Below are 23,148 nucleotides of genomic sequence, written 5' to 3' on the forward strand. Positions count from 1 at the left end.
CAGCGACTATGAGTGACGATATCTACGACGATGACGACGGCCAGGAAGCTGCGCCGATGGACATGCTCGCCTCCTATTTTGCGGCGCACGACTGGCCGCACGAAATGGTTGGCGAGGACGAGATTGTCGCGACCGCGCAGGGCAGTTGGACGACCTATGAATTGCGCGCTGTCTGGCGCCCCGATGACGGCGTCATCCAGCTTCTCGCCTTTCCCGACATCCGTGTGGTCGAGGATAAGCGCACCGTCGCGCACGAGGCGCTGGCGCTGATCAACGAGCAATTGTGGCTCGGCCATTTCGAGTTGTGGTCGAACAGCGGCACGATCCTCTTCCGCCATGGCATGCTTGTCGGCAGCGACGCGGCGTTGACGCTCGACCTTACCGAAACGCTGGTCGAAAGCGCCATCGACGAATGCGAGCGCTTTTACCCGGTGTTCCAGTTCGTGCTGTGGGGTGGAAAATCGCCCGCCGAAGCGCTCGCGGCCTCGCTCATCGAAACGCGCGGCGAGGCTTAACGCTCCCGCCTGATCCGTTCGTGTCGAGCGAAGTCGAGACACGCGGACATCGCGCGTGGCCTCCCGTGTCTCGACTTCGCTCGACACGAACGGGATTTGAAGGTGGCTTATCGCTTCTCGAACCGCGTCAGCCCGGGCCCCAGATCATTCGCCGCAATCGCCAGCGGCTCGCCGCTCCAGTCGGCGACGAACACCGACTTGCGCTCCATGTCGTCGGGGAGACGCGCGCGATTGTTGGCTATCGAAAGCCCGCGCGACGGGTTTTTCCGCTCTTCAGCCGCCACGGCGATCAAGGCCGAATAATTTTCCTTGTCGCGCCCCTGGACGAACAGATTGCCGGTGATGCGCCCGACCGATCCCGACGGCAGATCGATCATATAGTTGGTGCCCGTCCCCTGCGTGTCGTCGAAGCTGTTGTCGCTGACATCGACCACCACCGCGCGCGATTTCAGATAATGGCCGCCGCTCCCTTTTTCGAAGCGCGTGCGCGTGACCGTCAGGCGGCCGTAGATGCCGGTATAGACGCTGTGCGCGCAGCTCAGCCCGCGGTCGCAGCGCCCGAGGCGCGAGAAGGTCGAACGGTCGATGGTCAGTGCCGCGCGCGGGTCGTCAGCGGTCAATATGCCTTCCTCGCTGTTGCGGAACAGGCTGTCCGCAACCTCGAGGTCACTCCGTTCGAGCCGGATCCCCGCGCCATTGCCGTCGGGCACGCGCATATTCTGGAACACAAGGCCCTCGACGCGTGCGCCTGCGCCGCGCAGCACGAGCGCCGCCTTGCCCTCGCAAGCGACGCCATCGAAGATTGCACGCCCCGGCTCGGCGGCGACAAAGGCGACGCGCCCCGCACTCTGCACCGCGCAGTCGCGGTGATAGCCGGGCGCGATGCGGATCACGCCCTCGCCATCGCCGATCGCATCGACGGCTTCCTGCAGCCGCGCAAAGCCGCGCCCGTCGATACTATAGGGCGCACCGCCCGTTTGCGCGGGCAGCGGCGCGGGCGCGAGCAACAGCGGGAGCGCGAATAGCGGCAGCACGGGCCGCGCAAAAATCAGCCGGATCATGACGGCCGTTTAGCCGACGTCGCCGGCGCAGTCGTGTGCAAGGCTGGTTAACCGCGCGCCTGTCTCGGTTTCGGACAGGCGTAGATGCGCCGATTAATAACCGTCGCCCCTGCGAAAGCGGGGACGACGTATCAATCGAGATTGGGCCGCAACCAACGCGTCGCGGTTTCCAGGTCGACGCCGCGCCGCTGCGCATAATCCTCGAGCTGGTCGCTGCCGATCCGCGCAACGCCGAAATACTGGCTTTCGGGGTGGCCGAAATAAAAGCCGCTCACCGCCGCAGTCGGCAGCATCGCAAAGCTTTCGGTCAGCACCAGCCCCGCATTCTCCCCGGCCGCGAGCAAGTCGAACAGGATCGGCTTCAGGCTATGGTCGGGGCAGGCCGGATAGCCCGGCGCCGGACGGATGCCGCGATATTCTTCCTTGATCAGCGCCTCGTTGGTCAGTTGCTCGCCCGGCGCATAGCCCCAGAGCGTCGTGCGGACATGCTGATGCAGCCGCTCGGCGAACGCCTCGGCGAAACGGTCGGCGAGCGCCTTGAGCAAAATGTCCGAATAATCGTCCTTGTCGGCGCGGAAGCGTTCCGAATGCGGCTCGATACCGTGGATGCCGACCGCGAAGCCGCCGATCCAGTCGCCCGCCGGGTCGATGAAATCGGCAAGGCACATATTTGCGCGGTCGCGGCTTTTCTTGACCTGCTGCCGCAGGAAGGGGAGCGTCACGTGGCGCTCCTCCTCGGTGAGGTGGATGATAACATCGTCGCCGTGCCGCGCGCACGGCCAGAAGGCGCAGACGCCGCGGGCGGTCAGCCATTTTTCGCCGATGATGCGGTCGAGCATCGCATCGGCATCGGCCTTGAGCGCCTGCGCGGTTTCGCCGACCACCTCGTCGTCCATGATCGACGGCCAGGTGCCATGGAGCTCCCACGCCCGAAAGAAGGGCGTCCAGTCGATATAGTCGCGCAGCTCTTCGAGCGACCAGTCGTCGAAGCGGTGCAAGCCCGGTTGCAGCGGGGGGGCCGGCTTATCGCTCAAATAGGCGTCGTAATAATTGGCGCGCGCTTCCTCCAGCGTGTGGAGGACGCTCTGCCCCTTGCCCGCGCGCACATCGCGGATGTGGGCATAATCGTCCTTGTAACCCCGAACATAGGCGTCGCGCCCCGTGTCGCTGACCAGCGCGGTCGCCACCCCGACCGCGCGGCTGGCATCGAGGACGTGGAGCACCGGGCCCTGATAGGCGGGATCGATACGCAGCGCCGTATGGACCTTCGATGTCGTCGCGCCGCCAATCAGCAGCGGCATCGTCATCCCTGCCCGCTGCATTTCCTCGGCCACCGTCACCATCTCGTCGAGCGAGGGGGTGATCAGGCCGCTGAGGCCGATCATGTCGGCGTCATTCTCGTTCGCGGCTTCCAGGATCTTGCTCCACGGCACCATGACGCCGAGGTCGACGATCTCGAACCCGTTGCACTGAAGCACGACGCCGACGATATTCTTGCCGATGTCGTGAACGTCGCCCTTCACGGTCGCCATCACGACCTTGCCCTTGCCCTTCGCGCCCGGCTCCTTGGAAGCCTCGATGAAAGGCAGCAGGTGCGCTACCGCCTTTTTCATCACGCGCGCCGATTTGACGACCTGCGGCAGGAACATCTTGCCCGATCCGAACAGGTCGCCGACGACGTTCATTCCGTCCATCAGCGGCCCTTCGATCACCTCGATCGGGCGGTCCATCTGGATGCGCATTTCCTCGGTATCCGAAACGATATGCGCGTCGATGCCCTTGACCAGCGCATGTTCGAGCCGCTTGCGCACCTCCCAGCCGCGCCATTCCTCGGCCGCCTTTTCCTGCGCCGCATCCTTGCCCTTGTAGCGTTCGGCGAGCGCGATCAGCCGCTCGGTCGGGCTTTCGGCCTCGCCCTCGACCTTGCGATTAAGGATGACGTCCTCGCACGCCGCGCGCAGCTCGGGATCGATCGTGTCATAGACGTCGAGCTGCCCGGCATTGACGATCGCCATGTCGAGCCCCGCCGGGATCGCATAATAGAGGAACACGCTGTGCATCGCGCGGCGCACCGTCTCGTTGCCGCGAAAGCTGAACGACAGGTTCGAAAGTCCGCCCGAAAAATGCGCGTGCGGGCAGCGGACGCGGATTTCCTTCACCGCCTCGATGAAGTCGACCGCATAATTATCATGCTCCTCAATCCCCGTCGCGACGGCGAAGACATTGGGGTCGAAGATGATGTCCTCGGGCGGAAAGTCGATGGTCATGAGCAGCTTGTAGGCGCGCTCGCAGATCTCGATCTTGCGCTCCTTCGTGTCGGCCTGCCCGACCTCGTCGAACGCCATGACGACGACCGCAGCACCATAGGCCATGCATTTGCGGGCATGCTCGAGGAACTGTTCCTCGCCTTCCTTCATGCTGATCGAATTGACGATCGGCTTGCCGGGAACGCATTTGAGCCCCGCCTCGATCACCTCCCATTTCGAGCTGTCGATCATCACCGGCACCCGCGCGATGTCGGGTTCGGCGGCAATGAGCTTCAGAAAGGTCGTCATCGCATGGACGGCGTCGAGCAGTCCCTCGTCCATGTTGACGTCGATGACCTGCGCGCCACTCTCGACCTGCTGGCGCGCGACCTCGACCGCAGCGGCGTAGTCGTCGGCGAGGATCAGCCGCTTGAAGGCTGCGGAGCCGGTAACGTTGGTACGTTCGCCGATATTGACGAAGGTTGAGGAGGCGTTGGTTTCGGTCATTGTCTTCATTCTAAAGCCCCTCCCCTTCAGGGGAGGGGTTGGGGTGGGGGCTGTCGAGGTAGCGCAAGGCCGATGGCCCCACCCCGCTCGACTAAAGGCCCGGCTGGACGCCGGACCAGGTCTCACTACCCCTCCCCTGAAGGGGAGGGGCTAAATCAAGCCGCCATCGTGAATGGCTCCAGCCCCGCCAGCCGCGTCCGCACCGGCACTTCGGGAATGTGCCGCGGCGCCAATCCTTCGATCGCCTGCGCCATCGCCGCGATATGCGCGGGCGTCGAGCCGCAGCAGCCGCCCAATATATTGACCTGCCCATGCGCGGCCCATTCGCGAACCAGCTCGGCCGTCGTTTCCGGCATCTCGTCATATTCGCCAAGTTCGTTCGGAAGCCCTGCGTTCGGATAAACCATCACCAACGCGTCAGCGAGCTCGGACAATACCTTCACATGCGGGCGAAGCTGCGCCGCGCCGAACGAACAGTTGAGCCCGATCGTCAGCGGCTTTGCGTGACGCACCGCATACCAGAAGGCTTCGACCGTGTGCCCCGACAGGTTGCGCCCCGACAGGTCGGTCAGGGTCATCGAAATCATCAGCGGCAGCTCGCGCCCGACCGATGCTTCGGCCTCGAGCGTCGCGGCGATCCCCGCCTTGGCGTTGAGCGTATCGAAAATCGTCTCGATCAGGATGAAATCGGCGCCGCCTTCGGCAAGCGCGACGACCTGCTCGCGATAGACATCCTTCAATTCGTCGAAGTCGATCTCGCGAAAGCCGGGACTATTGACGTCGGGCGACAGCGACAATGTCTTGTTCGTCGGACCCACGGCACCCGCGACAAAACGGCGGCGGCCGTCCAAAGCCTGATATTTGTCGGCGGCTTCGCGCCCCAGCCGCGCGCTTTCATGATTGATGTCGGCGACGAGCGCTTCAGCGCCGTAATCGGCCTGGCTGATCCGGTTTGCGCTGAAGGTGTTGGTCGAAACGATGTCCGACCCTGCCGCCAGATAGGCTTCACCGATCGCGGTCACGACGTCCTGCCGCGTCAGCGCAAGGATGTCGTTGTTGCCCTTCTGATCGTGCGTCAGGCCGAGGTTGCCGGCATAGTCGGCCTCACCCAGCTTGCGTTCCTGTATCTGCGTGCCCCAGCCGCCATCGGTGAGCAGGATGCGTTCGCTGGCTGCGGCGATCAGCGCGTCGCGCGCGCTTTCGGTCGATGGTGCGGTCATGCGGCTTTCTCCGACGCGGGGGCGGTCCTGGGACGCAGCCCGAGCAAATGACAGATGGCGTAGCTAAGCTCCGCTCGGTTGAGCGTGTAGAAATGGAAATCGCGCACGCCCCCCGCATAGAGGCGGCGGCACATTTCGGCGGCGATCGTCGCCGCGACGAGCTGACGCGCGGCGGGGTGATCGTCCAGCCCTTCGAACAGCCCCGCCATCCACGCGGGGATCGCAGTGCCGCACATATCGGCCATGCGCCGCGTCTGCGACACGTTCGACACCGGCAGGATACCGGGCACGATCGGCGCGTCGATCCCCGCCGCCGCCGCCGCGTCGCGGAAACGCAGAAAGGCGTCGGGCGAGAAGAAGAATTGCGTGATCGCCCGCGTTGCCCCCGCATCGAGCTTGCGCTTCAGATTGTCGAGGTCGGCCTGCGGACAATCGGCGTCGGGATGGACTTCGGGGTAGGCCGCGACGGAGATGTCGAACGGCGCCACCGCTTTCAGCCCTGCAACCAGTTCGATGGCATTGCCATAGCCTTGCGGGTGCGCGCGATAGGCACCGCCGCCCGGAACATCGCCGCGCAGCGCGACGATATGGCGCACCCCCGCATCCCAATAGGCGTGCGCCACCTCGTCGATCTCCGCGCGCGACGCTTCGACGCAGGTGAGATGCGCAGCCGGCGGGACACTGCTTTCGCGGGCGATGCGCGCGACGGTCGCGTGCGTGCGCTCGCGCGTCGATCCGCCCGCGCCATAGGTCACCGAAACGAAGCGCGGAGCGAGCGGCTCGAGCGTGTGGAACGTATCCCAAAGCTGCGCCTCCATCTTCTCGCTCTTCGGCGGAAAGAATTCGAAACTGACGCCGATGTCGCCGTCGAGATTGGCGAACAGGGGCGAGGCTGCGGCACGGCGCGCCTCCGAAAGCGAATTCAAATTGGTCGTCATGCCGCAAGCCTTTTGGTCTGGCCGCCTTCGGTGGCGGGATCTTGTTCTTCGTCGCTCCGCCGTCGGCCGAGCCATAGCTTGACCGCCAGCGATCCACCCTCGAGCGTCTGGGTCGATTCGAGCACCAGTCCGGCTGATGCGAACCAGCCGCGGATCTGGCCGTCGGAAAAACCGAGCCGCGCGTGCGCCGCCAGCGCGCGCAGATCCTCCTGCTCGTGCGGGGCGAAATCGACGATGAGCAAATGCCCGCCGCCGCGCAGGACGCGCGCCGCTTCCGCAATCACCCGATCGGGTTCGTGCGCGAAGTGAAGCGACTGGTGCATCACGACACTGTCGATACTGGTGTCGGCCATCGGCAGGTTCAGGAAATCGCCCTGGACGAGGTCGATCGGAATCGACTGGTCGGCAAGTTTGGCGCGGGCAAGGCGCAGCATCTCGGGGCTGCGGTCGAGCGCGGTGATCCGTCGCACGGTCGGCGCGAAAATTTCCGCCATCCGGCCCGTTCCGGTGCCGACGTCGAGCATATGGCCGAGCCGCCGGTTGTGCATCATCGCGAGCATTGCCGCTTCGACCTCGCTCTCGGCCACATGGCGCGAACGGATCGCGTCCCATTCGGCGGCATGGTCGGCAAAATAACGTTCGGCGGCTGCGGCCCGTTCGGTCCGGACGGCGGCGAGCCGTCGTGCATCGTGCGCGATGACGCGCGCCTCGCGCGCCGAATAGGGCCAATTCTCCGCGCGGGCGATCGCCTCTCCGATCGCGCCGCCCTCGACGATCCGCAGGAAAACCCAGCTACCCTCGCGTCGGCGTTCGATCATCCCGGCATCGACCAAAATCCGCACGTGCCGCGACACCCGCGGTTGGCTCTGGTCGAGAACCACCGCCAGTTCGCCGATGGCCAGCTCCATCTCGCGCAGCAGCGCCACGATTCGCAGCCGCGTCGGGTCGGCAAGCGCGCGAAAAATGTCGAGCAAATCGGTCACGAGGCTACATATAAAGTTTTCTTTATATCTGGTCAACCGATGACATCGCCGCAAATTCTCCCACCTTTGACACCCGCAATGTCAATTTGCGACGACGCACGCCGATTGTTCCCAAAAAGTACGTTGCGCGCCATTTGGCGAGCCTGTACCCCTGAGCGCGATTGGCATTTCAGCGGTCGCAAGGCGATCGCGTGCCGGTCGGAAGTTCAATCGAGAGGGGTTTCCCACATGAAAAAGTCGATCACTCTGTCGCTCGTTGCCGCGGCTTCGCTCGGCCTCGCGGCTTGCGCCGAAAAGACCGCCGACGACGCGGCTGCCACCGCCGACGACGCGGCTGCAACGGTCGAAGGTGCTGCTGACGGCGCGATGGAAGCGGCCGAAGGTGCTGCGGACGCGACGGCCGAAGCCGCCGATGCAACCGCGGCTGCCGCGGGCGAAGCCGCCGACGCAGCGAGCGCAGCCGCCGACAAGGCGACCGAAGCTGCCGATGCTGCCAAGGAAGCAACCGCGGCCGCCAAGGGCGCGATGGAAGAAGCCACGAAGTAAGCTTCTTTCCGGTTTCCATACCGGTTCGAACAAGGGGTTGTCGGCGCGACCGGCAGCCCCTTTTTCTTTGAAATTCAACCGCCAAGACGCAGGCCTGCCCTAGCCGGTTGCCAATCGCTTCATCGGGGGTTAAGCCTTCGCACAGCGTGGCCGGTTCGGGTCACGGGGGAAGTTGAAAGGAATTTTCATGCGCAAATTCGTAATCGCCTCGATGGCCGCCGCGGCCTTCAGCCTCGCTGCTTGCTCGGAAAAGGCTCAGGACGAAACGTCGGAAGCCGGCGCGGCCATGGCCGATGACGTCGAAGCCACCGGCGACGCGATGGCCGAAGGCGCTGCCGATGCTGCCGACGCGACCGCCGATGCCGCTGCCGATGCGGGCAACGCCGTCGAAGGCACCGTCAACGCTGCGGGCGACGCTGCGGCGGCGGCTGGCGACAAGATCGAAGCCGAAACCGAAGCAGCCAAAGCCAACGACGCGCAGTAAGCGTCGCGCCTTTGGTGTTACGACAAGGGGCTCCATTCTTCTCGAATGGAGCCCTTTTTCTTTGGAGCCAGACGATGAGGATGTTCGGACTGCTGGCGCTGGCCGTTCTTGCGACGACAGGATGCAGCCGCACCGAAAACGAACCCGGTCCCGGCGGCGTGACCGTCAGCGAGGCCAAGGCGCTCGACGCTGCCGCCGAAATGCTCGAAAGCCGCGACACGCCACCCGTAGCCGGACAGGAGCAGGCGGAGGCGAAGGCCGAAGCGGGTGCCGGAGTCGACTAACGGCAGTCCGCGAGCGCAATTTCGTAAAGCTTCGGCCAATATTTGCCGGTCACGAACAGGCGGCGTTTGTCCGCATCCCATGCAATCCCGTTGAGGACGCGGTCGCTGCCCGTGACGCCCGCTTCGGCCTTGAGTCCCGACAGGTCGACGACCGACACGATATCGCCGCTGGCGGGGTCGATGCGGACGATGAAATCGGTCATCCAGACATTGGCCCAGATCTGGCCGTCGATCGTTTCGAGTTCGTTGAGCATCGGGACGGGCTTGCCCTGGAATTGAACCGTGACGCGCCGCCGCTCGGTCATCGTCGCGGGGTCGAGAAAGCGGAGCACCGGCGTCCCGTCGCTGAGGACAAGGCTGTCGCCGTGGAGGGTCAGCCCCCATCCTTCGCCCGCGTAGGTGAAGGTGCCGACCGGCTTGAAATCCTTGAACCGCCAGCGGTGGCCGACGCCATTTTGCCAGGTCACGCCGATGATCTGGTCGCGCCAGCGCGCGATGCCCTCGCCGAAATGGTCGGCGGGAAGATGCGCTTCCTTCAGCGCCTTGCCGGTCGCAAGGTCGATGCGCGCGATCCGCGAGCGGCCATATTGGCCGGTCCCTTCATAAAGATGCCCGCCGTCCCAGAAGAGGCCCTGCGTAAAGGAGGCGCTGTCGTGCGGATAGCTTTGCACGATGCGATAGCCACAGCGTTCGACCGGCGCGGGCGCGACGGCCCCGGCAGGTTGCGCGGCGACAAGCAGTAAAAGGCCGAGGAACAGGTTCATCGCGCCCTAGCTATGCGCGCGCCGATGAACTGGCAATGTCCCTCCCCCGCACCGCCGACGAAAAAGGGCCGGAGGATTGCTCCCCCGGCCCGATTTTCGACTTGGCCGTTCGGCAAGTCGGCATGTGACCCCCGCCTTCGCGGGGGCGACGACCTGTGGGGGTCGTCAGAAGTCCATGCCGCCCATGCCGCCCATGCCGCCGCCGCCCATCGGCATCGCCGGCTTGTCGTCGGGAAGCTCGCTCACCGCCGCTTCGGTGGTGATGAGCAGGCCCGCGACCGAGGCAGCGTCCTGAAGCGCGGTGCGGACGACCTTGGTCGGGTCGATCACGCCGGCCTTGACCAGATCCTCATAGGTGTCGGTCGCAGCGTTGAAGCCCTGGTTGCTGTCGCTCTGGTCGAACAGCTTGCCCGCGACGACCGCGCCGTCGAAGCCGGCGTTCTCGGCGATCTGGCGGACCGGAGCCTGCAGCGCGCGACGGATGATGTCGACACCGCGGGTCTGGTCTTCATTTTCGCCCTGCAGGCCGTCGAGCGCCTTGGTCGCATAGAGGAGCGCGGTACCGCCGCCGGGGACGATGCCTTCCTCGACCGCGGCGCGGGTCGCGTGGAGCGCGTCGTCGACGCGGTCCTTGCGTTCCTTCACCTCGACTTCCGAAGCGCCGCCGACCTTGATCACGGCAACGCCGCCCGCGAGCTTGGCAAGACGTTCCTGCAGCTTTTCGCGGTCATAGTCGCTGGTCGTGGTTTCGATCTGCGCGCGGATCTGTTCGACGCGGCCCTTGATCGCGTCGGCATCGCCGGCACCGTCGACGATGGTCGTGTTGTCCTTGTCGATGGTGACGCGCTTGGCCTGGCCGAGCATGCCGAGCGTGACGCTTTCGAGCTTGATGCCCAGGTCTTCGCTGATCATCTCGCCCTTGGTCAGGATCGCGATGTCCTGCAGCATCGCCTTGCGGCGATCGCCGAAGCCCGGTGCCTTGACCGCTGCGACCTTCAGGCCGCCGCGCAGGCGGTTGACGACGAGCGTTGCGAGCGCTTCGCCCTCGATGTCCTCGGCGATGATGAGGAGCGGACGGCCCGACTGCACCACGGCTTCGAGGATCGGAAGCATCGACTGGAGGTTCGACAGCTTCTTTTCGAAGATGAGGATATAGGGGTCCGACAGCTCGACGAGCATCTTTTCGGGGTTGGTGATGAAATAGGGGCTGAGGTAGCCGCGGTCGAACTGCATGCCTTCGACGACGTCGAGCTCGAAATCGAGGCCCTTGGCTTCCTCGACGGTGATGACGCCTTCCTTGCCGACCTTTTCCATCGCCTCTGCGATCTTTTCGCCGACTTCCTTGTCGCCGTTCGCCGAGATGATGCCGACCTGCGCGATTTCGGCCGAGCCCGAAACCGCCTTCGACTGCGCCTTGATCGTTTCAACGACCTTGGTGGTCGCAAGGTCGATGCCGCGCTTGAGGTCCATCGGGTTCATGCCGGCGGCAACCGACTTCATGCCTTCGCGGACGATCGCCTGCGCCAGAACGGTCGCGGTGGTCGTGCCGTCGCCGGCGAGGTCGTTGGTCTTCGATGCGACTTCGCGCACCATCTGCGCGCCCATATTCTCGAACTTGTCCTTGAGTTCGATTTCCTTGGCGACGGTGACGCCGTCCTTGGTGATGCGCGGCGCGCCGAAGCTCTTGTCGATGACGACGTTGCGGCCCTTGGGGCCGAGCGTGACCTTCACCGCGTCGGCGAGGATGTCGACACCCCGGAGGATGCGTTCGCGCGCGTCGCGCGAAAATTTAACGTCCTTGGCAGCCATGTGGATGCTCCTTTAAAATGGCAGAAAACTGCGTAACTTCACACTGAAATCGCGCCGCGATGCGACGCCGAACCGGTTCAGGCGACGACGCCCAGAATGTCCGATTCCTTCATGATCAACAGCTCTTCGCCGTCGACCTTGACTTCGGTGCCCGACCATTTGCCGAACAGGATGCGGTCGCCGGCCTTGACGTCGAGCGGCGTGACCTTGCCGTCTTCGGCCTTCGCGCCGGAACCGACGGCGACGACTTCGCCTTCCTGCGGCTTTTCCTTGGCGGTGTCGGGGATGATGATGCCGCCAGCCGTCTTTTCTTCGGCTTCGATACGGCGGACGAGCACGCGGTCGTGCAGCGGACGAAATTGCATGGATGTCCCTCCAGAAATGCAATGGATGTCACTTTAGCACTCGCAAAGAGAGAGTGCTAACAGGCGGGCATATGGGCGGCGGGTGTGACAGCGTCAAGACGGGTTAAGGGAAAATTTTCAGTCTCACGCCTAGAGCGCAATCTATGACGGGTAAGACGCTTGCTGATCTTTCAAGCTGTACCACTGAGCGACCAGAAAACGGTGCGCGGCCTTGCCTCGAGTCGCATCCCTATCAAACAATTGTCTTTGCGCGTCTGAATGGGACGACGCCGCTCTATTGGGTTGGCGGAGTAGCAGGCGGACCTTGGGGCGCGGAGAAGGCACTGCGGGAGGCGGGACGCAAGCACGGCGGCAGGTGCTTCTATTGCCAGAAGGCCCTGACCAAGGAGACGGTCACTATCGATCATATCGAGGGCCGTGCTGGACCCGGCGCTAAAGCAATTCAGAATCTGGCTCTTGCGTGCAAACCGTGCAACGCGAAAAAGGGACATATACCAATTGAGGCATTCAAGCCGAAAGCCGGGCGAGAATGGCTGAAGGCACTCCTCGTACAGGTCGAAGACCGCTTGCAGAAATTAGGCTGAAGGCAGCAACCCCAACCGCGCGCGCATCCGCCACCGTGCAAGCAGCATAGCCGCCACGACGAACAGCCCGACCGCGAGGCCGATCCACACCCCGACACCCTCGAGCGGGGTCCAGAAGGCGAGGTAGATCGCGGCGCCATAGCCCGCGATCCAATAACCGCACACCGCGATGATCATCGGGATGCGCGTGTCCTGGAGGCCGCGCAGCACGCCCGCCGCGACCGCCTGCGCGCCGTCGGCAAGCTGGAAGGCGGCGGCGATGACGAGGAACTGCATCGCAAAGCCGACCAGCGCGGCGTTGCGCGCCGCGTCGACATCGACGTAGATCGACAGGACAAGGCCGGGGAAGAGCCACATCAACAGCGCGGTGAATCCCATGAAGCCGATGCCGAGCGCGAGCGACGCCTGCCCCGCAAGCGCGATGCCGCGATGGTCGCGCGCGCCATAGGCAAGCCCGACGCGGATCGTCGCCGCCTGCGCGACGCCGAAGGGGATCTGGAAGGCGAGCGCGGCAACCTGGAGCGCGATCGTGTGTCCGGCAAGCTGCGCCTCGCCGATGCGACCCATCAGGAAGGCGGCGCCGGTGAACAGCCCCGCCTCGGCCAGGATCGTCAGGCTGATCGGAATGCCGAGCCGCACCATTTCGACGAAGCGCGACCATTCGCTGCGCCACCAATTGCCGAACAGGCGATAGCGCCGCAGGCGGCGGTCCGACTGGATCACGACGACATAGGCGAGCAGCATCAGCACGCTGGTGATGACGCTCGACAGCGCCGAGCCGTGCAGCCCGAGCGCGGGCATGCCGAGATTGCCGAAGACGAGCGTCCAGTTGCCGAGCGCGTTGACGAACAGCGCGAAGAAAGTGATCGCGGTCGCGATCGTCGCACGGCCGAGCGCCGAGACGAAGATACGCAGCACGCTCGCCGCGATCATCGGGAACATCGCCCACATCAAGATGAGGAGGAAGCTCGACGCGCGATCGGTGAGTTCGGCGGGCTGGCCCGTCGCGCGCATGATCGGCCCGCCGGCGGCGCAGATGCCCATGAAGAGGATCGACACGAGCAGACTGAGCCAGAGCGCCATCCGCACCGTGCGCCGCACCTCGCGCACCGCATGTTTGCGGCGGCCGATCTCGGCGGCGATCAGCGGCGCGGCGGCGCCGACGAGCCCGGTGCCCGTCCACAGCAGCAATCCAAAGATCGACACGCCGAGCGACGAGGCGGCGAGCGCGGTGTCGCCGAGCCGCGCCACGAAGATCACGTCGATCGCATGGACGAGCATCTGCAGCAGATTCGCCGCCGCGAGCGGCGCGGCGAGCGCAAGCGTCGCGCGAAATTCGGTGCTGAAACGCTGCGGAACCTCGGCGGTCAGGGGGGCGGGCTGATGAAGCATAGCCGGCCCGGATAGGCGCGGCGGCGGGGGGCATCAATCGCGAAATGCGTTACAATATATTTGCTGGACGAGGGTGGCAGAAAGGCAACAGGGCGCCCGCATCGTCGGTGCGGCGAAGCCGTGGGGAGGAAACCGGCAGCATCACGTCCACATCAACACCACCTCGACCGCAAAGGCGAGGAAGGTGATCGTCAGCCCGACGACGAACAGGCGATAGGCATAGCCGAGGAAGCGGTATTTGCGCTGCGCGAGGATCACGCCGTTCTGATAGGTGTCGCGCAGCATCATCTCGTAAATATCGTCCTCGGTGTGGAGCCGCGACTTGACCGTAGCGATAAACTCCTCCTCGGCCATTTGCGCGAAGCGTCCGAAGAACAGGATGTTGCTGTTATCCACCCCGGCAGGCGCCGCCACCGGCGGCTTTCGCCCGATGCGCGGCAGGACGGCCGATACGGCGAGCATCGCCGACAGGAAGGCAAAGGTCGCGAGGATCGCCAGCGGGATCGCGAGCGCGCCGCTTCCCGTGCGTACCTGCCCCACCGCCAATGTGAAGACAACGAAAGTCGCCCCCATCAGGATCGACGCCTTTTGATCGGCCATCTGCGACAATTGCATCGTCAGCAGTTGCGACGTGCGAAGCAGGTGCACGGCATTGGGCGGATAAACGGCGCTCTGTTGCTTGCCCCCGTCGTCCATAGGCCTTCCCTCTCCTGCGCTGCGCTCCTCCGCCATCGCCGGCGGCGAGCCAGCGTGGCACGCCGCGCCGTTTGCGGCAAGATGCTGCCCGATTGCCGCCGCATTCGCTTGCCAATCGGGACGCGGCGCGGCATGCCCGCGCGCAGTTTTCCTCTTTCCTTTACGGGATGCACCTTATGAGCACCGCCCTGCGTGACCAAATCTACGCGCTGATCGATCCCTTCAACAAAAAGGGCGTCGAACTGACCGACGCGACGACCTTTGCCGGCGACCTCGAATGGGACAGCCTGACGGTGATGGATTTCGTCGCCGAGGTCGAGGACAGTTTCGACATCATCATCAGCATGAACCAGCAGGCCGAGATCGAGAATGTCGGCCAGCTGGTCGCCGCGGTGGAAAAGCTGAAGGGGTAACCCCGATCCCGTTCGCATCGAGCGAAGTCGAGATGCCCCTCGACATTGCGCCATGCCGACGGGTGTCTCGACTTCGCTCGACACGAACGGGCAATGGAACACTGATATGACCGACCTCTTCTCGAAATTCGATCCGCTCATCCAGCAGCGCGAGGCGCTGCTTGCGACCGGCGTCACCGATCCGTTCAGCCTGGTGATGGAAAAGGTGCTCTCGCCCACCGTCGCGATCTGCAACGGGCGCGAGACGATCCTGCTCGGCACCTATAATTATATGGGGATGACCTTCGACGAGGATGTCATCGCCGCGGGCAAGGAGGCGCTCGAGAAATTCGGCAGCGGCACGACCGGCAGCCGCGTCCTCAACGGCACCTATCGGGGACACAGGGAAGTCGAGGACGCGCTCAAGGAATTTTACGCCATGGATCACGCCATGGTGTTTTCGACCGGTTACCAGGCGAACCTCGGCATCATTTCGACGATCGCGGGCAAGGGCGACTATGTCATCCTCGACATCGACAGCCACGCGTCGATCTATGACGGGTGCAAGATGGGCGACGCCGAAATCGTCGCCTTCCGCCACAATGACGTCGAGGCGCTGGAGAAAAGGCTGAAGCGCCTGCCCGCCGACGCGGGCAAGCTCGTCGTGCTCGAAGGCGTCTATTCGATGCTCGGCGACGTCGCGCCGCTCAAGGAAATGGTGCGCGTTTCCAAGGAAAATGGCGCGATGGTGCTCGTCGACGAAGCGCATTCGATGGGCTTCATCGGCGACAATGGCCGCGGCGTCGTCGAGGCGCAGGGCGTGATCGACGATGTCGACTTCATCATCGGGACGTTCAGCAAGAGCGTCGGCACGGTCGGCGGCTTCTGCGTGTCGAACCATCCGAAGTTCGAGATCCTGCGGCTCGTCTGCCGCCCCTATGTGTTCACCGCCTCGCTTCCGCCCAGCGTCGTCGCGACCGCGGCGACGAGCATCCGCAAGCTGATGCACGGGAGCAACAAGCGCGCGCATCTGTGGGAAAATTCGAAGACGCTCCACAAGGGCCTCAAGGATCTGGGCTTCACGCTCGGCACCGACGAGCCGCAATCGGCGATCATCGCCGTCATCATGCCCGACCTGGAACGCGGCGCGATGATGTGGGAAGCGCTGCTGGAGGAAGGGCTTTACGTCAACCTTGCGCGCCCGCCGGCGACCCCCGCAGGGATGACATTGCTGCGCTGTTCGCTGTGCGCCGAACATTCGAGCGAACAGGTCGGCGAGATCCTCGGCCGCTTCGAGCGCGCGGGCAAGCGCGTCGGCATAATCGGCTGAATCGAGCGCCCACGCCGACCAGCGGATTCCTTTTCGCGCCGAATCGAGGCGCCGCGCCGCTGCAGGCCGCTTCGCCGCTTGGTCCTTTTGTCCAAATTCGGCTAAACCTTCAGTGTGTTCGAGAGGGATCTGGATAACGAGGCCGAGGGTCGCCGCGAGCGTTTCCGTTTATGGCTGACGATTGCGCTGGGCGCGGTGCTGATCGGCGCGGTCGGCGCGCTCGTGATGCTGTTGTCGCGCGCCAACGACAATTATGATCGCTCGCTCGGCTGGCAGTCGCAGAGCCTCGAGGTCATCTCGCAGACGCGCTCGGTCGACGCCGCGCTCGGCCGCGCCGAGGCGGCGCTCGGCCGCTTTGCGGTGGGGCTGCAGAAGGAAGACGGGCGCATCTATGAATATCAATGGGCGCGCGCGCGGCAAATATTGACGCAATTGCAGCGCAATGTCCGCGACAACCCGCAGCAGGCAGCACTCGTCGAGCAACTCACCGCGGAGCTGAACAGCCGCGGCGCCCAGCTCGGCGACGCCGCGCTCAGCGCCAACTATAACCAGACCGTCGCCGCAATCTCGAAATATCACGCCGCGGGCCACGACGACGGCCTGAACCGCATCGACAAGCTGCTCACCCAGATCATCGAGAACGAACGCACGCTGCTACGCGACCGCATCCGCGGCGCGGCGGCCGACCGGGCGGACCTCAACCGCGCGATCCTGCTCTTCTCGCTGCTCGGCGCGGCGGCGGCGGTGCTCGCGATCGGCGCGACGATCTCGCTCATCCGCGCGATCAGCGAGCGGCGACTGGCACGGCGCGAACAGCTTGCCGAAACCGAGCGTGCGACGCAGCTCGAAGCCGCGGTCGAGGAACGGACGGTCGAACTGGCCGAAGCGAACAGCGCGCTGCGCAATGAAATGTCGGAGCGTATCGCCGCCGAGGCGCAGCTTCGCCAGGCGCAAAAAATGGAGGCGGTCGGCCAGCTCACCGGGGGCATCGCGCACGACTTCAACAATATGCTCGCGGTCGTCGTCGGCGGGCTCGAGCTTGCGCAGCGCTGGCTTCCGGGCGAGCCCGACAAGGCGAAGCGTCACCTTGCCAATGCGCTTGACGGCGCCAACCGCGCTGCCGACCTGACGCGCCGCCTGCTGGCCTTTGCACGGTCGGAATCGGCACGACCCGAAATGACCCAGATCGACGCGTGCATCACCGGCTTTGCCGAGCTGATCGAGCGGACGATCGGCAACCGCATCGCGCTGACCCTCGACCTCGAGGCAGGGGAGCTTGCGAGCTGGATCGACCGGCAGCAGTTCGAAAATGCGCTGCTCAACCTCGCGGTCAATGCGCGCGACGCGATGGACGGGCACGGCACGCTGACGATCCGCACGCGCTGCGACCAGCGCGATGGCGCCGCAGCGCTCGCCGTGCAGGTCATCGACACCGGGTGCGGCATGTCGCCCGAAGTGCTCGAACGCGTGTTCGATCCCTTTTACACCACCAAACCCGCGGGCCAGGGCACCGGCCTGGGCATGAGCCAGGTCTTTGCCTTTTGCCGCCAGTCGGGGGGCGAGGTGCAAATCCATTCGACCGAAGGCGAAGGGACGAGCGTCGCGATGCTGCTCCCCGTCGCGCAGCGCGGCGAAGCGGCCGATGCGGGACGCAAGATGACGGCGCCGGTCGCCGCGATCGCGCCGTCCAACCCGCTCGACATCCTGGTCGTCGAGGACGATCCGCGCGTCCTTACCGCGACGGTCGATGCCGTCGACGAATTGGGCCACCGGGTCGTCGCCTGCCCCGATCCGCTCGATGCCGAAGCGCTCGTCGAAAAGAAGGGCGGGTTCGACCTCGTGCTCACCGACGTGCTGATGCCCGGACTGACCGGTCCCGAGCTTGTCGCGCGGCTGAAGAAGCGCTGGCCCGACTTGTCGGTGCTGTTCCTGACGGGTTTTGCGGGCGATGCCGCCGAAGAAGCGAGCTTCGGCGATCACGATGTCTTGCGCAAACCCTTCACGCTGAGCGGACTCGATCAGGCGATCCGCCGCGCCAGCGAGCGGCGCGTTGCGGACCATCAGCTCGCGAGCTGAGCGCCGCCCTCTTTCCTTCAGCGAATGGCGCCACTTCGCATCAGGCGCGGAACGAGCGTCAACGCGGCGAGGAGCGGCCAGCGCCGTTGCCACGGCTTGATCTCGATCTTGGTGCCGGCATGCCGGTTGATCTTCCATGCGAGATAGTCGATCCCGCCCGCATAGGTGAAGGCCGCCTTGGCGAGCCGCACAATGCTGAGCGCCTTGCCCTCGATACGCCGCCGCGCCCAGCCGCCCCCCGCCGCGCGCGCCGGAACCGCGGCGATCGCGGCGTCGGCGAAGCGGCGGTATCGATCGGGATCGGCGTCGACCACCGATTGCGCACGGCCTTGGCGCTCGGCGCGCAGCTCGGCCGAATAGGTGAGCGCAAAGGCGCGGCGCCACCAGTCGAGCGGCGCTTCGCTCGCAACCCGGCCTGCCGCCGTCAGCAAGGTCGGCGCGGCACGCGATATTGCCGCAACGGCTTTGTCGCGCGCGGTGTCGTCGACGGCCCACACGATGCGCGACGGCTGGGCAAAGCGCGCCCACACCGACACGTTGCGCGTCTCTGGCCCGTTGAGGCGGTGGAAGTCGGCCTCGCTGAGTACGGCATATTTCGCGACCAGCCCGCCATGCTGGAAAGGAAAGACGTTGGGTGGGATCAGCCGGTTCGCGGCGGCCAGCCAGCGCCGGTCATAGGCGTCGCCATAATCGGACACGATCAGATAGAAATCGAGCATCAGCCCGTCGAGTTCGCTTTCGCGCAGGCAGCTTCCATAAAAAAGCACCGCGCGCGCGCTGCCGGGATATTCGGCCGCAATCGCCGCCGCCATCGCGGTTACGCGCGGGTCGACGGGGTGCGACAGTTCGCCGCGGACCAGTTTGGGCAATGAATTCATGACGGGCGCCCCGACAATAGCTCAGGCGGCGAGGCGCAGGAAAGGCACCGGCTGGGTCGAAGTCAGGATGATCGGCTTGCCATTCTTTGCCTCGAAAATCTCGCCATCGAGGATGACGTTCGAGCGCGCGCCTTCGATACGGATTTCGTCGCCCTGCTGGAAATGCACGCCATCGAGCGGCTTTTGCCCGAGCGTGCCGCGCCAGGTCGCGCGCAGCATGCGGAACAGCGCGCCAAAGCTGCTTTCCGTCGCGAGCAGCTTCATATGGCCGTTGGTGCCATAGGCTTCGCTCGTTCGGATGCTCAGCAGCAATTTCTCGAGCGTGGTGACGATGAGCAGCGAAAATTTGCCCTTGAACTCGCCCTGCCGGACCAGCGACACGGTCATCGGCTCGGGCTTGGGAGGCAGACGGCCGCCGCCAAGGCCGAAGACGATCGCAAACAGCCCGAGGATCGCGGCAAGGAAATGCGACACGCCGTTCGGCAGCCCGAGCGGATAGATGCGGTGCCGGCAATAGAGCATCACATCGGCGAGGTAGGCGCCGCCGAGGAACATCCCCAGCACCGGCCGGCCACCGCCGCCGCGGTCGAGCGCAATGAGCTGGCGTTCGATGACATGGTCGTCGATCGCGCCGGCTTCGACCAGCTCGACGACGCGTTCGAGCGCCTTGATCGGATCGCCCTCGGCACCGAGGTCGAGTGCGATCAGGTTCGTCTTGCCATTGGGCAGCACTGCGACCGGCGGCGGCGTCCCGCCGAAATGGCCGCCCGAGTAAAGCTCGGTCAGCGCGGCCTGAACCGTGCCGTCGCCGCCGTTGATCGCGACGACGCGCGGGCTGACCATCGCAATCGTGCGGATCGCCTCGCCGATCTGGTCGACGTCCTCGACCTCATAGTGAAAAATGTCGGGGTGCGCCGCGCAATATTCGCGCACGCGGGGAAGCAGAGCGCGATTCCCCGTCGATCGCGGATTGGAAAGTAGCGCGACGCTGGCCACCGCCCCCCCTAATCCACCGGATCGAAAGAGAGCCCGTTGATATAATTCAACGTGACGGGGATACGCTTGGTCGTCGCGCCCACCGCAAAGCTGACCGCTGCCAGCTTCGGCTTCCGCTTGAAGATGAAGTCGGTGAGCTTCATGTCGGGGTTGCCCGACAGGCCGCCGCCGTCGCTCTTGTCCGATTTGCCATTGCCGTTGAGGTCATGGCGGACCGACACGACATAATTGCCCGGCGCCTTGACCGGAACGCACACCTGCATATTGCCCGATTTCGATACCGGAATATCAACACGTTCGAGCCATTTGCGCTTTTCGAGATAGTTGCGGTCCGCACCGTAAATCTGGACGCGCAATGTGCCCGTATTCTGCTTGAACCCGCGCACATCGACGAGGACGGCGGTGGCGTTGCTGTTGCAGAGCGCGGCCGCCGGGCCGAGAGTGGCGCCCTGCGCCGCGACGGGCGCGATCAGCGCTCCGGCAGCACCGGCAGCGAGCAGTCCGGCGAGAAAAATTTTCGACATGACCTCAAAACCTCCAGAGGCTATAGCCACGCCAGCTTCAAGGCTGGCATGGGTCCCTGTCGCCCTTGACTCGGCATATCGGAAACATTTGCGGCCAAAACATGGTGATGGGGCGACGAAAGATTGAATAAGCTACCCGCCATCGACCGTTATATCGCGCGGCTCATCTTCTTCCCCATGCTCGGCACGCTCGTGCTGTCGGCGATGCTGCTCGTCCTCGAAAAGATGCTGCGCCTGTTCGATTTCGTCGCGACAGAAGGCGGACCGGTCAGCGTCGTGTGGCGCATGCTCGCCAATCTTATCCCCGAATATCTGTCGCTCGGCATCCCGATCGGGCTGATGCTCGGCATCCTGCTCGCCTTTCGCCGCCTCGCGACATCGAGCGAACTCGACGTTCTGAAAGGCGTCGGCATGGGCTTCAACCGGCTGATGCGCGTGCCCTATGCCTATGCGATCGCGCTCGCGGCGCTCAACCTCGCCATCGTCGGATTCATCCAGCCCTATGCACGCTATGCCTATGAAGGCTTGCAGTTCGAGCTGCGGTCGGGCGCGCTCGGCGCGTCGATCAAGGTCGGCGAGTTCACCAAGCTCGGCGACCGCATGACGCTGCGTATCGAAGAGAGCCACGACGAGGGGCGCCGCCTCGCCGGCATCTTCGTGCGCGGCGAGAATCGCGACGGCCAGACGGTGTCGGCGACCGCCTCGCGCGGGCAATTCCTTGCGACCGACGATCCGAACACGATCATCCTGCGCCTGTCGCAGGGCGTGTTGATCCATGAATCGCCCAAATTCCCGGTGCCGCGGGTGCTGACCTTCGACAGCCACGACCTGCCGATCCCGCTCCCCAAGATCGAGGCGTTCCGGCTGCGCGGCGGCGCCGACCGCGAATTGACGATTCCCGAGCTGTTCGTCGTCGGCAAGGACGAGCGCGAGACGCTCCAGACGCGGCTCGAATCGCGCGCCAATTTCCATTTCCGCATCGTCGAGGTCATGTCGATGTTCCTGATCCCATTGATCGCGGTCGCGCTCGCGATCCCGCCCAAGCGTTCGACCTCGTCGCTCGGCGTTTTCCTGTCGATCGTGCTGCTCGTGACGCAGCACAAGATCAACCAATATGCCGAGGATCTGGGCGCTCGCGGGACGGTCGATCCGCTGATCGCACTGTGGGTGCCGTTCCTGCTGTTCGCGGCGCTCGCGGTTTGGATGTACTACACCGTCGCGCATGTTCCGGGCGGCCAGCCGATCGGCGCGCTCGAGCGCGTTGCGGCAAAGGCGGGGCAGAAGATTCGCGCCTTTGCCCGACTGTTCCAGCGCAAGCAGCGGTCCGCCTGATGCACCAGCTTCATTTCTTTCCCTCGCGCACGATGGCGCTTTATGTCGGGCGGCTGTTCCTCACCCGCAGCTTCGCCATTCTTTTCGCGCTCGTGCTGATCCTCCAGACGCTCGACCTGCTCGGCGAGAGCGGGAAGATACTGGCGGTCGCGGGCAATGGCGACGCCGAGGTGTGGCGCTATGTCGGCCTGCGTCTGCCGCAGATTATCGAGACTTTCCTGCCCTTTTCGGTGCTGCTCGGCACCATCCTGACGCTGATTACGCTGAACCAGAACAGCGAGGTGGTATCGATGAAGGCGGCGGGCATGTCGGCACACCAGGTGCTCGCGCCGCTGTTCCTCGCCGCGCTGCTGGTCGCGGCGATCAGCTTCGCCTTCAACGAGCGCATCGTCGCGCGCGCCAACGCCTCGCTCAGCGCATGGCAAAAGGTCCAATATGCCGAGGTGCCGCGCGACGACGGCACGCGGACCAATATCTGGGTGCGTGCGGGCGACGATCTGATCAATGCGGGCAGCGTCACGATCGACGGCGACACGGTCCGGCTCGGCAAGGTCAAGATTTACCAGCGTGTGCAGGGCGTGTTGTCGTCGATGCTCACCGCCGACAGCGCGCGGACGGTCGCGGGCGGATGGGAGCTTGCCAACGCCAAAAGGTTCGAGCGGCGATCGGGCACGGTGACCGAGCTTGGCACGATCGTCGCGGCAAAAGGCGTGCGGCCCGACCAGTTCACGCTGGCGCAGGTCGACGGCGACGCGCTGACCTTTCTCGAGCTGCGCGGCGCCATCGCCGACCTCGAGGCTGCGGGCCGGCCGGTCGATGCGCTCAAAGGCATATTGTGGCACAAGATTTCGGGTCCGCTGTCGGCGATCCTGATGCCGCTCCTCGGCGCGGTCGCGGCCTTCGGTCTTGCGCGCTCGGGCAAGCTGTTCGTGCGCGCGATCCTGGGGATGGCGCTGGGCTTCGCCTATTTCGTCGCCGACAATTTCGCGCTCGCGATGGGTGATCTGGGGGCATATTCGCCGTTTCTGGCGGCGTGGGGGCCGTTCATCCTCTTCGCGCTGATCGGCGAGACGATCTTGATACGCACCGAGGAATAGGGTTGTCGCACGGCGGCTTGCGACCGGTTGCGGACTTTCTAGCCCGTCACCCGGGCTTGACCCGGGGTCCCGCTCAGCAGCGCCATAGAAGCGGGACCCCGGGTCAAGCCCGGGGTGACGAGGGTGCTC

General features: G+C 64.8%; 23 protein-coding genes. 10 read left to right on the top strand and 13 right to left on the bottom strand.

Going from position 1 to position 23,148, the window contains the following annotated elements:
* Window positions 1-8 precede the first annotated feature (8 nt).
* Window positions 9-515 (top strand): YbjN domain-containing protein, encoded by a 507-nt coding sequence (locus H7692_RS07000; protein ID WP_201929055.1) that lies wholly within the window; start codon window positions 9-11, stop codon window positions 513-515.
* Between the two features lie 107 nt (window positions 516-622).
* Here H7692_RS07000 and H7692_RS07005 read toward each other — a convergent pair whose 3' ends face one another.
* The 5 genes from H7692_RS07005 to H7692_RS07025 form a co-directional block, all read right to left on the bottom strand.
* Window positions 623-1,576, bottom strand: coding sequence for a right-handed parallel beta-helix repeat-containing protein (locus H7692_RS07005; protein WP_201929053.1), 954 nt, complete (start codon window positions 1,574-1,576; stop codon window positions 623-625).
* A 131-nt stretch (window positions 1,577-1,707) separates the two neighbouring features.
* On the bottom strand, window positions 1,708-4,329 hold the full coding sequence (metH, locus tag H7692_RS07010; protein WP_227340050.1) for a methionine synthase: 2,622 nt from the start codon (window positions 4,327-4,329) through the stop codon (window positions 1,708-1,710).
* A 155-nt stretch (window positions 4,330-4,484) separates the two neighbouring features.
* The gene (locus H7692_RS07015; RefSeq protein WP_222135540.1) at window positions 4,485-5,549 is read right to left on the bottom strand and encodes a homocysteine S-methyltransferase family protein; all 1,065 of its coding nucleotides are present in this window, start codon (window positions 5,547-5,549) and stop codon (window positions 4,485-4,487) included.
* Window positions 5,546-6,487, bottom strand: coding sequence for a methylenetetrahydrofolate reductase (gene metF / locus H7692_RS07020; RefSeq protein WP_222135539.1), 942 nt, complete (start codon window positions 6,485-6,487; stop codon window positions 5,546-5,548). The genes H7692_RS07015 and metF overlap by 4 nt, the downstream gene beginning before the upstream one ends.
* Entirely contained in the window at window positions 6,484-7,470 is a 987-nt protein-coding gene (locus tag H7692_RS07025) for an ArsR/SmtB family transcription factor (protein ID WP_222135538.1), read from the bottom strand. The genes metF and H7692_RS07025 overlap by 4 nt, the downstream gene beginning before the upstream one ends.
* Before the next feature lie 228 nt (window positions 7,471-7,698).
* On the opposite strand from H7692_RS07025, the gene H7692_RS07030 reads away from it, so the two are divergent.
* The 3 genes from H7692_RS07030 to H7692_RS07040 all read left to right on the top strand — a co-directional run bounded on the left by H7692_RS07030 (window position 7,699) and on the right by H7692_RS07040 (window position 8,784).
* Complete coding sequence (locus H7692_RS07030) at window positions 7,699-8,016, top strand: hypothetical protein (protein WP_201929026.1); 318 nt, start codon at window positions 7,699-7,701, stop codon at window positions 8,014-8,016.
* 187 nt (window positions 8,017-8,203) lie between these two features.
* Window positions 8,204-8,500 carry an entericidin EcnAB gene (locus H7692_RS07035; protein WP_201929024.1) on the top strand — a complete coding sequence of 99 codons (297 nt, stop codon included), beginning with the start codon at window positions 8,204-8,206 and terminating at the stop codon, window positions 8,498-8,500.
* Window positions 8,501-8,574: 74 nt separating this feature from the next.
* Window positions 8,575-8,784 carry a hypothetical protein gene (locus tag H7692_RS07040; RefSeq protein WP_222135537.1) on the top strand — a complete coding sequence of 70 codons (210 nt, stop codon included), beginning with the start codon at window positions 8,575-8,577 and terminating at the stop codon, window positions 8,782-8,784.
* Here the strand turns inward: H7692_RS07040 and H7692_RS07045 are convergent.
* From H7692_RS07045 to groES, 3 genes are all read right to left on the bottom strand, one after another.
* On the bottom strand, window positions 8,781-9,548 hold the full coding sequence (locus H7692_RS07045; RefSeq protein WP_222135536.1) for a glutaminyl-peptide cyclotransferase: 768 nt from the start codon (window positions 9,546-9,548) through the stop codon (window positions 8,781-8,783). The two genes, H7692_RS07040 and H7692_RS07045, sit on opposite strands and share 4 nt — an antisense overlap.
* A 165-nt stretch (window positions 9,549-9,713) precedes the next feature.
* Window positions 9,714-11,357 carry a chaperonin GroEL gene (groL, locus tag H7692_RS07050; RefSeq protein ID WP_201929021.1) on the bottom strand — a complete coding sequence of 548 codons (1,644 nt, stop codon included), beginning with the start codon at window positions 11,355-11,357 and terminating at the stop codon, window positions 9,714-9,716.
* A 77-nt stretch (window positions 11,358-11,434) separates the two neighbouring features.
* Complete coding sequence (groES, locus tag H7692_RS07055) at window positions 11,435-11,722, bottom strand: co-chaperone GroES (protein ID WP_201929020.1); 288 nt, start codon at window positions 11,720-11,722, stop codon at window positions 11,435-11,437.
* Between the two features lie 143 nt (window positions 11,723-11,865).
* Here groES and H7692_RS07060 point away from each other — a divergent pair, with 143 nt between their 5' ends.
* Window positions 11,866-12,306: an HNH endonuclease gene (locus tag H7692_RS07060; protein WP_201929019.1), complete on the top strand. Its 441-nt coding sequence runs from the start codon at window positions 11,866-11,868 to the stop codon at window positions 12,304-12,306.
* Here the strand turns inward: H7692_RS07060 and H7692_RS07065 are convergent.
* Both H7692_RS07065 and H7692_RS07070 read right to left on the bottom strand, forming a co-directional pair.
* Window positions 12,298-13,698, bottom strand: coding sequence for an MATE family efflux transporter (locus H7692_RS07065; protein WP_222135535.1), 1,401 nt, complete (start codon window positions 13,696-13,698; stop codon window positions 12,298-12,300). The genes H7692_RS07060 and H7692_RS07065 overlap by 9 nt on opposite strands.
* Before the next feature lie 141 nt (window positions 13,699-13,839).
* Complete coding sequence (locus H7692_RS07070; protein ID WP_227339952.1) at window positions 13,840-14,394, bottom strand: Pycsar system effector family protein; 555 nt, start codon at window positions 14,392-14,394, stop codon at window positions 13,840-13,842.
* Between the two features lie 176 nt (window positions 14,395-14,570).
* On the opposite strand from H7692_RS07070, the gene H7692_RS07075 reads away from it, so the two are divergent.
* The 3 genes from H7692_RS07075 to H7692_RS07085 all read left to right on the top strand — a co-directional run bounded on the left by H7692_RS07075 (window position 14,571) and on the right by H7692_RS07085 (window position 18,192).
* Window positions 14,571-14,807 (top strand): acyl carrier protein, encoded by a 237-nt coding sequence (locus H7692_RS07075; protein WP_201929016.1) that lies wholly within the window; start codon window positions 14,571-14,573, stop codon window positions 14,805-14,807.
* Window positions 14,808-14,913: 106 nt separating this feature from the next.
* Window positions 14,914-16,116, top strand: a complete 1,203-nt coding sequence (spt, locus tag H7692_RS07080; RefSeq protein ID WP_201929015.1) for a serine palmitoyltransferase — start codon at window positions 14,914-14,916, stop codon at window positions 16,114-16,116.
* A gap of 114 nt (window positions 16,117-16,230) precedes the next feature.
* Entirely contained in the window at window positions 16,231-18,192 is a 1,962-nt protein-coding gene (locus H7692_RS07085; protein WP_227339953.1) for an ATP-binding protein, read from the top strand.
* 17 nt (window positions 18,193-18,209) lie between these two features.
* Here the strand turns inward: H7692_RS07085 and H7692_RS07090 are convergent, their stop codons facing one another.
* The 3 genes from H7692_RS07090 to H7692_RS07100 are packed head-to-tail and all read right to left on the bottom strand — an operon-like array spanning window position 18,210 to window position 20,590.
* Window positions 18,210-19,070 carry a hypothetical protein gene (locus tag H7692_RS07090; RefSeq protein WP_227339954.1) on the bottom strand — a complete coding sequence of 287 codons (861 nt, stop codon included), beginning with the start codon at window positions 19,068-19,070 and terminating at the stop codon, window positions 18,210-18,212.
* A gap of 21 nt (window positions 19,071-19,091) precedes the next feature.
* On the bottom strand, window positions 19,092-20,066 hold the full coding sequence (locus tag H7692_RS07095; RefSeq protein WP_201929012.1) for a diacylglycerol/lipid kinase family protein: 975 nt from the start codon (window positions 20,064-20,066) through the stop codon (window positions 19,092-19,094).
* 8 nt (window positions 20,067-20,074) lie between these two features.
* A complete protein-coding gene (locus H7692_RS07100) occupies window positions 20,075-20,590 on the bottom strand; it encodes a DUF2141 domain-containing protein (protein ID WP_222135533.1) in 516 nt (171 codons plus the stop codon).
* Window positions 20,591-20,713: 123 nt separating this feature from the next.
* On the opposite strand from H7692_RS07100, the gene lptF reads away from it, so the two are divergent.
* Window positions 20,714-21,922, top strand: a complete 1,209-nt coding sequence (gene lptF / locus H7692_RS07105) for an LPS export ABC transporter permease LptF (protein ID WP_201929010.1) — start codon at window positions 20,714-20,716, stop codon at window positions 21,920-21,922.
* Window positions 21,922-23,019, top strand: a complete 1,098-nt coding sequence (gene lptG / locus H7692_RS07110) for an LPS export ABC transporter permease LptG (protein ID WP_227339955.1) — start codon at window positions 21,922-21,924, stop codon at window positions 23,017-23,019. Before lptF ends, lptG begins: the two co-directional genes overlap by 1 nt.
* Window positions 23,020-23,148 lie beyond the last annotated feature (129 nt).

The organism is Sphingopyxis sp. P8 (assembly GCF_020622175.1).
In the GTDB taxonomy this organism is placed as follows: Bacteria; Pseudomonadota; Alphaproteobacteria; order Sphingomonadales; family Sphingomonadaceae; genus Sphingopyxis; species Sphingopyxis jiangsuensis.

Coding starts and splice junctions, on each gene's coding strand:
- H7692_RS07040 (WP_222135537.1), top strand. CDS start 8,575: ATGAGGATGTTCGGACTGCTGGCGCTGGCCGTTCTTGCGACGACAGGA.
- H7692_RS07100 (WP_222135533.1), bottom strand. CDS start 20,590: ATGTCGAAAATTTTTCTCGCCGGACTGCTCGCTGCCGGTGCTGCCGGA.
- groL (WP_201929021.1), bottom strand. CDS start 11,357: ATGGCTGCCAAGGACGTTAAATTTTCGCGCGACGCGCGCGAACGCATC.
- H7692_RS07090 (WP_227339954.1), bottom strand. CDS start 19,070: ATGAATTCATTGCCCAAACTGGTCCGCGGCGAACTGTCGCACCCCGTC.
- H7692_RS07065 (WP_222135535.1), bottom strand. CDS start 13,698: ATGCTTCATCAGCCCGCCCCCCTGACCGCCGAGGTTCCGCAGCGTTTC.
- H7692_RS07015 (WP_222135540.1), bottom strand. CDS start 5,549: ATGACCGCACCATCGACCGAAAGCGCGCGCGACGCGCTGATCGCCGCA.
- lptG (WP_227339955.1), top strand. CDS start 21,922: ATGCACCAGCTTCATTTCTTTCCCTCGCGCACGATGGCGCTTTATGTC.
- groES (WP_201929020.1), bottom strand. CDS start 11,722: ATGCAATTTCGTCCGCTGCACGACCGCGTGCTCGTCCGCCGTATCGAA.
- H7692_RS07060 (WP_201929019.1), top strand. CDS start 11,866: ATGACGGGTAAGACGCTTGCTGATCTTTCAAGCTGTACCACTGAGCGA.
- H7692_RS07075 (WP_201929016.1), top strand. CDS start 14,571: ATGAGCACCGCCCTGCGTGACCAAATCTACGCGCTGATCGATCCCTTC.
- H7692_RS07030 (WP_201929026.1), top strand. CDS start 7,699: ATGAAAAAGTCGATCACTCTGTCGCTCGTTGCCGCGGCTTCGCTCGGC.
- H7692_RS07000 (WP_201929055.1), top strand. CDS start 9: ATGAGTGACGATATCTACGACGATGACGACGGCCAGGAAGCTGCGCCG.
- metH (WP_227340050.1), bottom strand. CDS start 4,329: ATGACCGAAACCAACGCCTCCTCAACCTTCGTCAATATCGGCGAACGT.
- H7692_RS07005 (WP_201929053.1), bottom strand. CDS start 1,576: ATGATCCGGCTGATTTTTGCGCGGCCCGTGCTGCCGCTATTCGCGCTC.
- metF (WP_222135539.1), bottom strand. CDS start 6,487: ATGACGACCAATTTGAATTCGCTTTCGGAGGCGCGCCGTGCCGCAGCC.
- H7692_RS07045 (WP_222135536.1), bottom strand. CDS start 9,548: ATGAACCTGTTCCTCGGCCTTTTACTGCTTGTCGCCGCGCAACCTGCC.
- H7692_RS07070 (WP_227339952.1), bottom strand. CDS start 14,394: ATGGACGACGGGGGCAAGCAACAGAGCGCCGTTTATCCGCCCAATGCC.
- spt (WP_201929015.1), top strand. CDS start 14,914: ATGACCGACCTCTTCTCGAAATTCGATCCGCTCATCCAGCAGCGCGAG.
- H7692_RS07035 (WP_201929024.1), top strand. CDS start 8,204: ATGCGCAAATTCGTAATCGCCTCGATGGCCGCCGCGGCCTTCAGCCTC.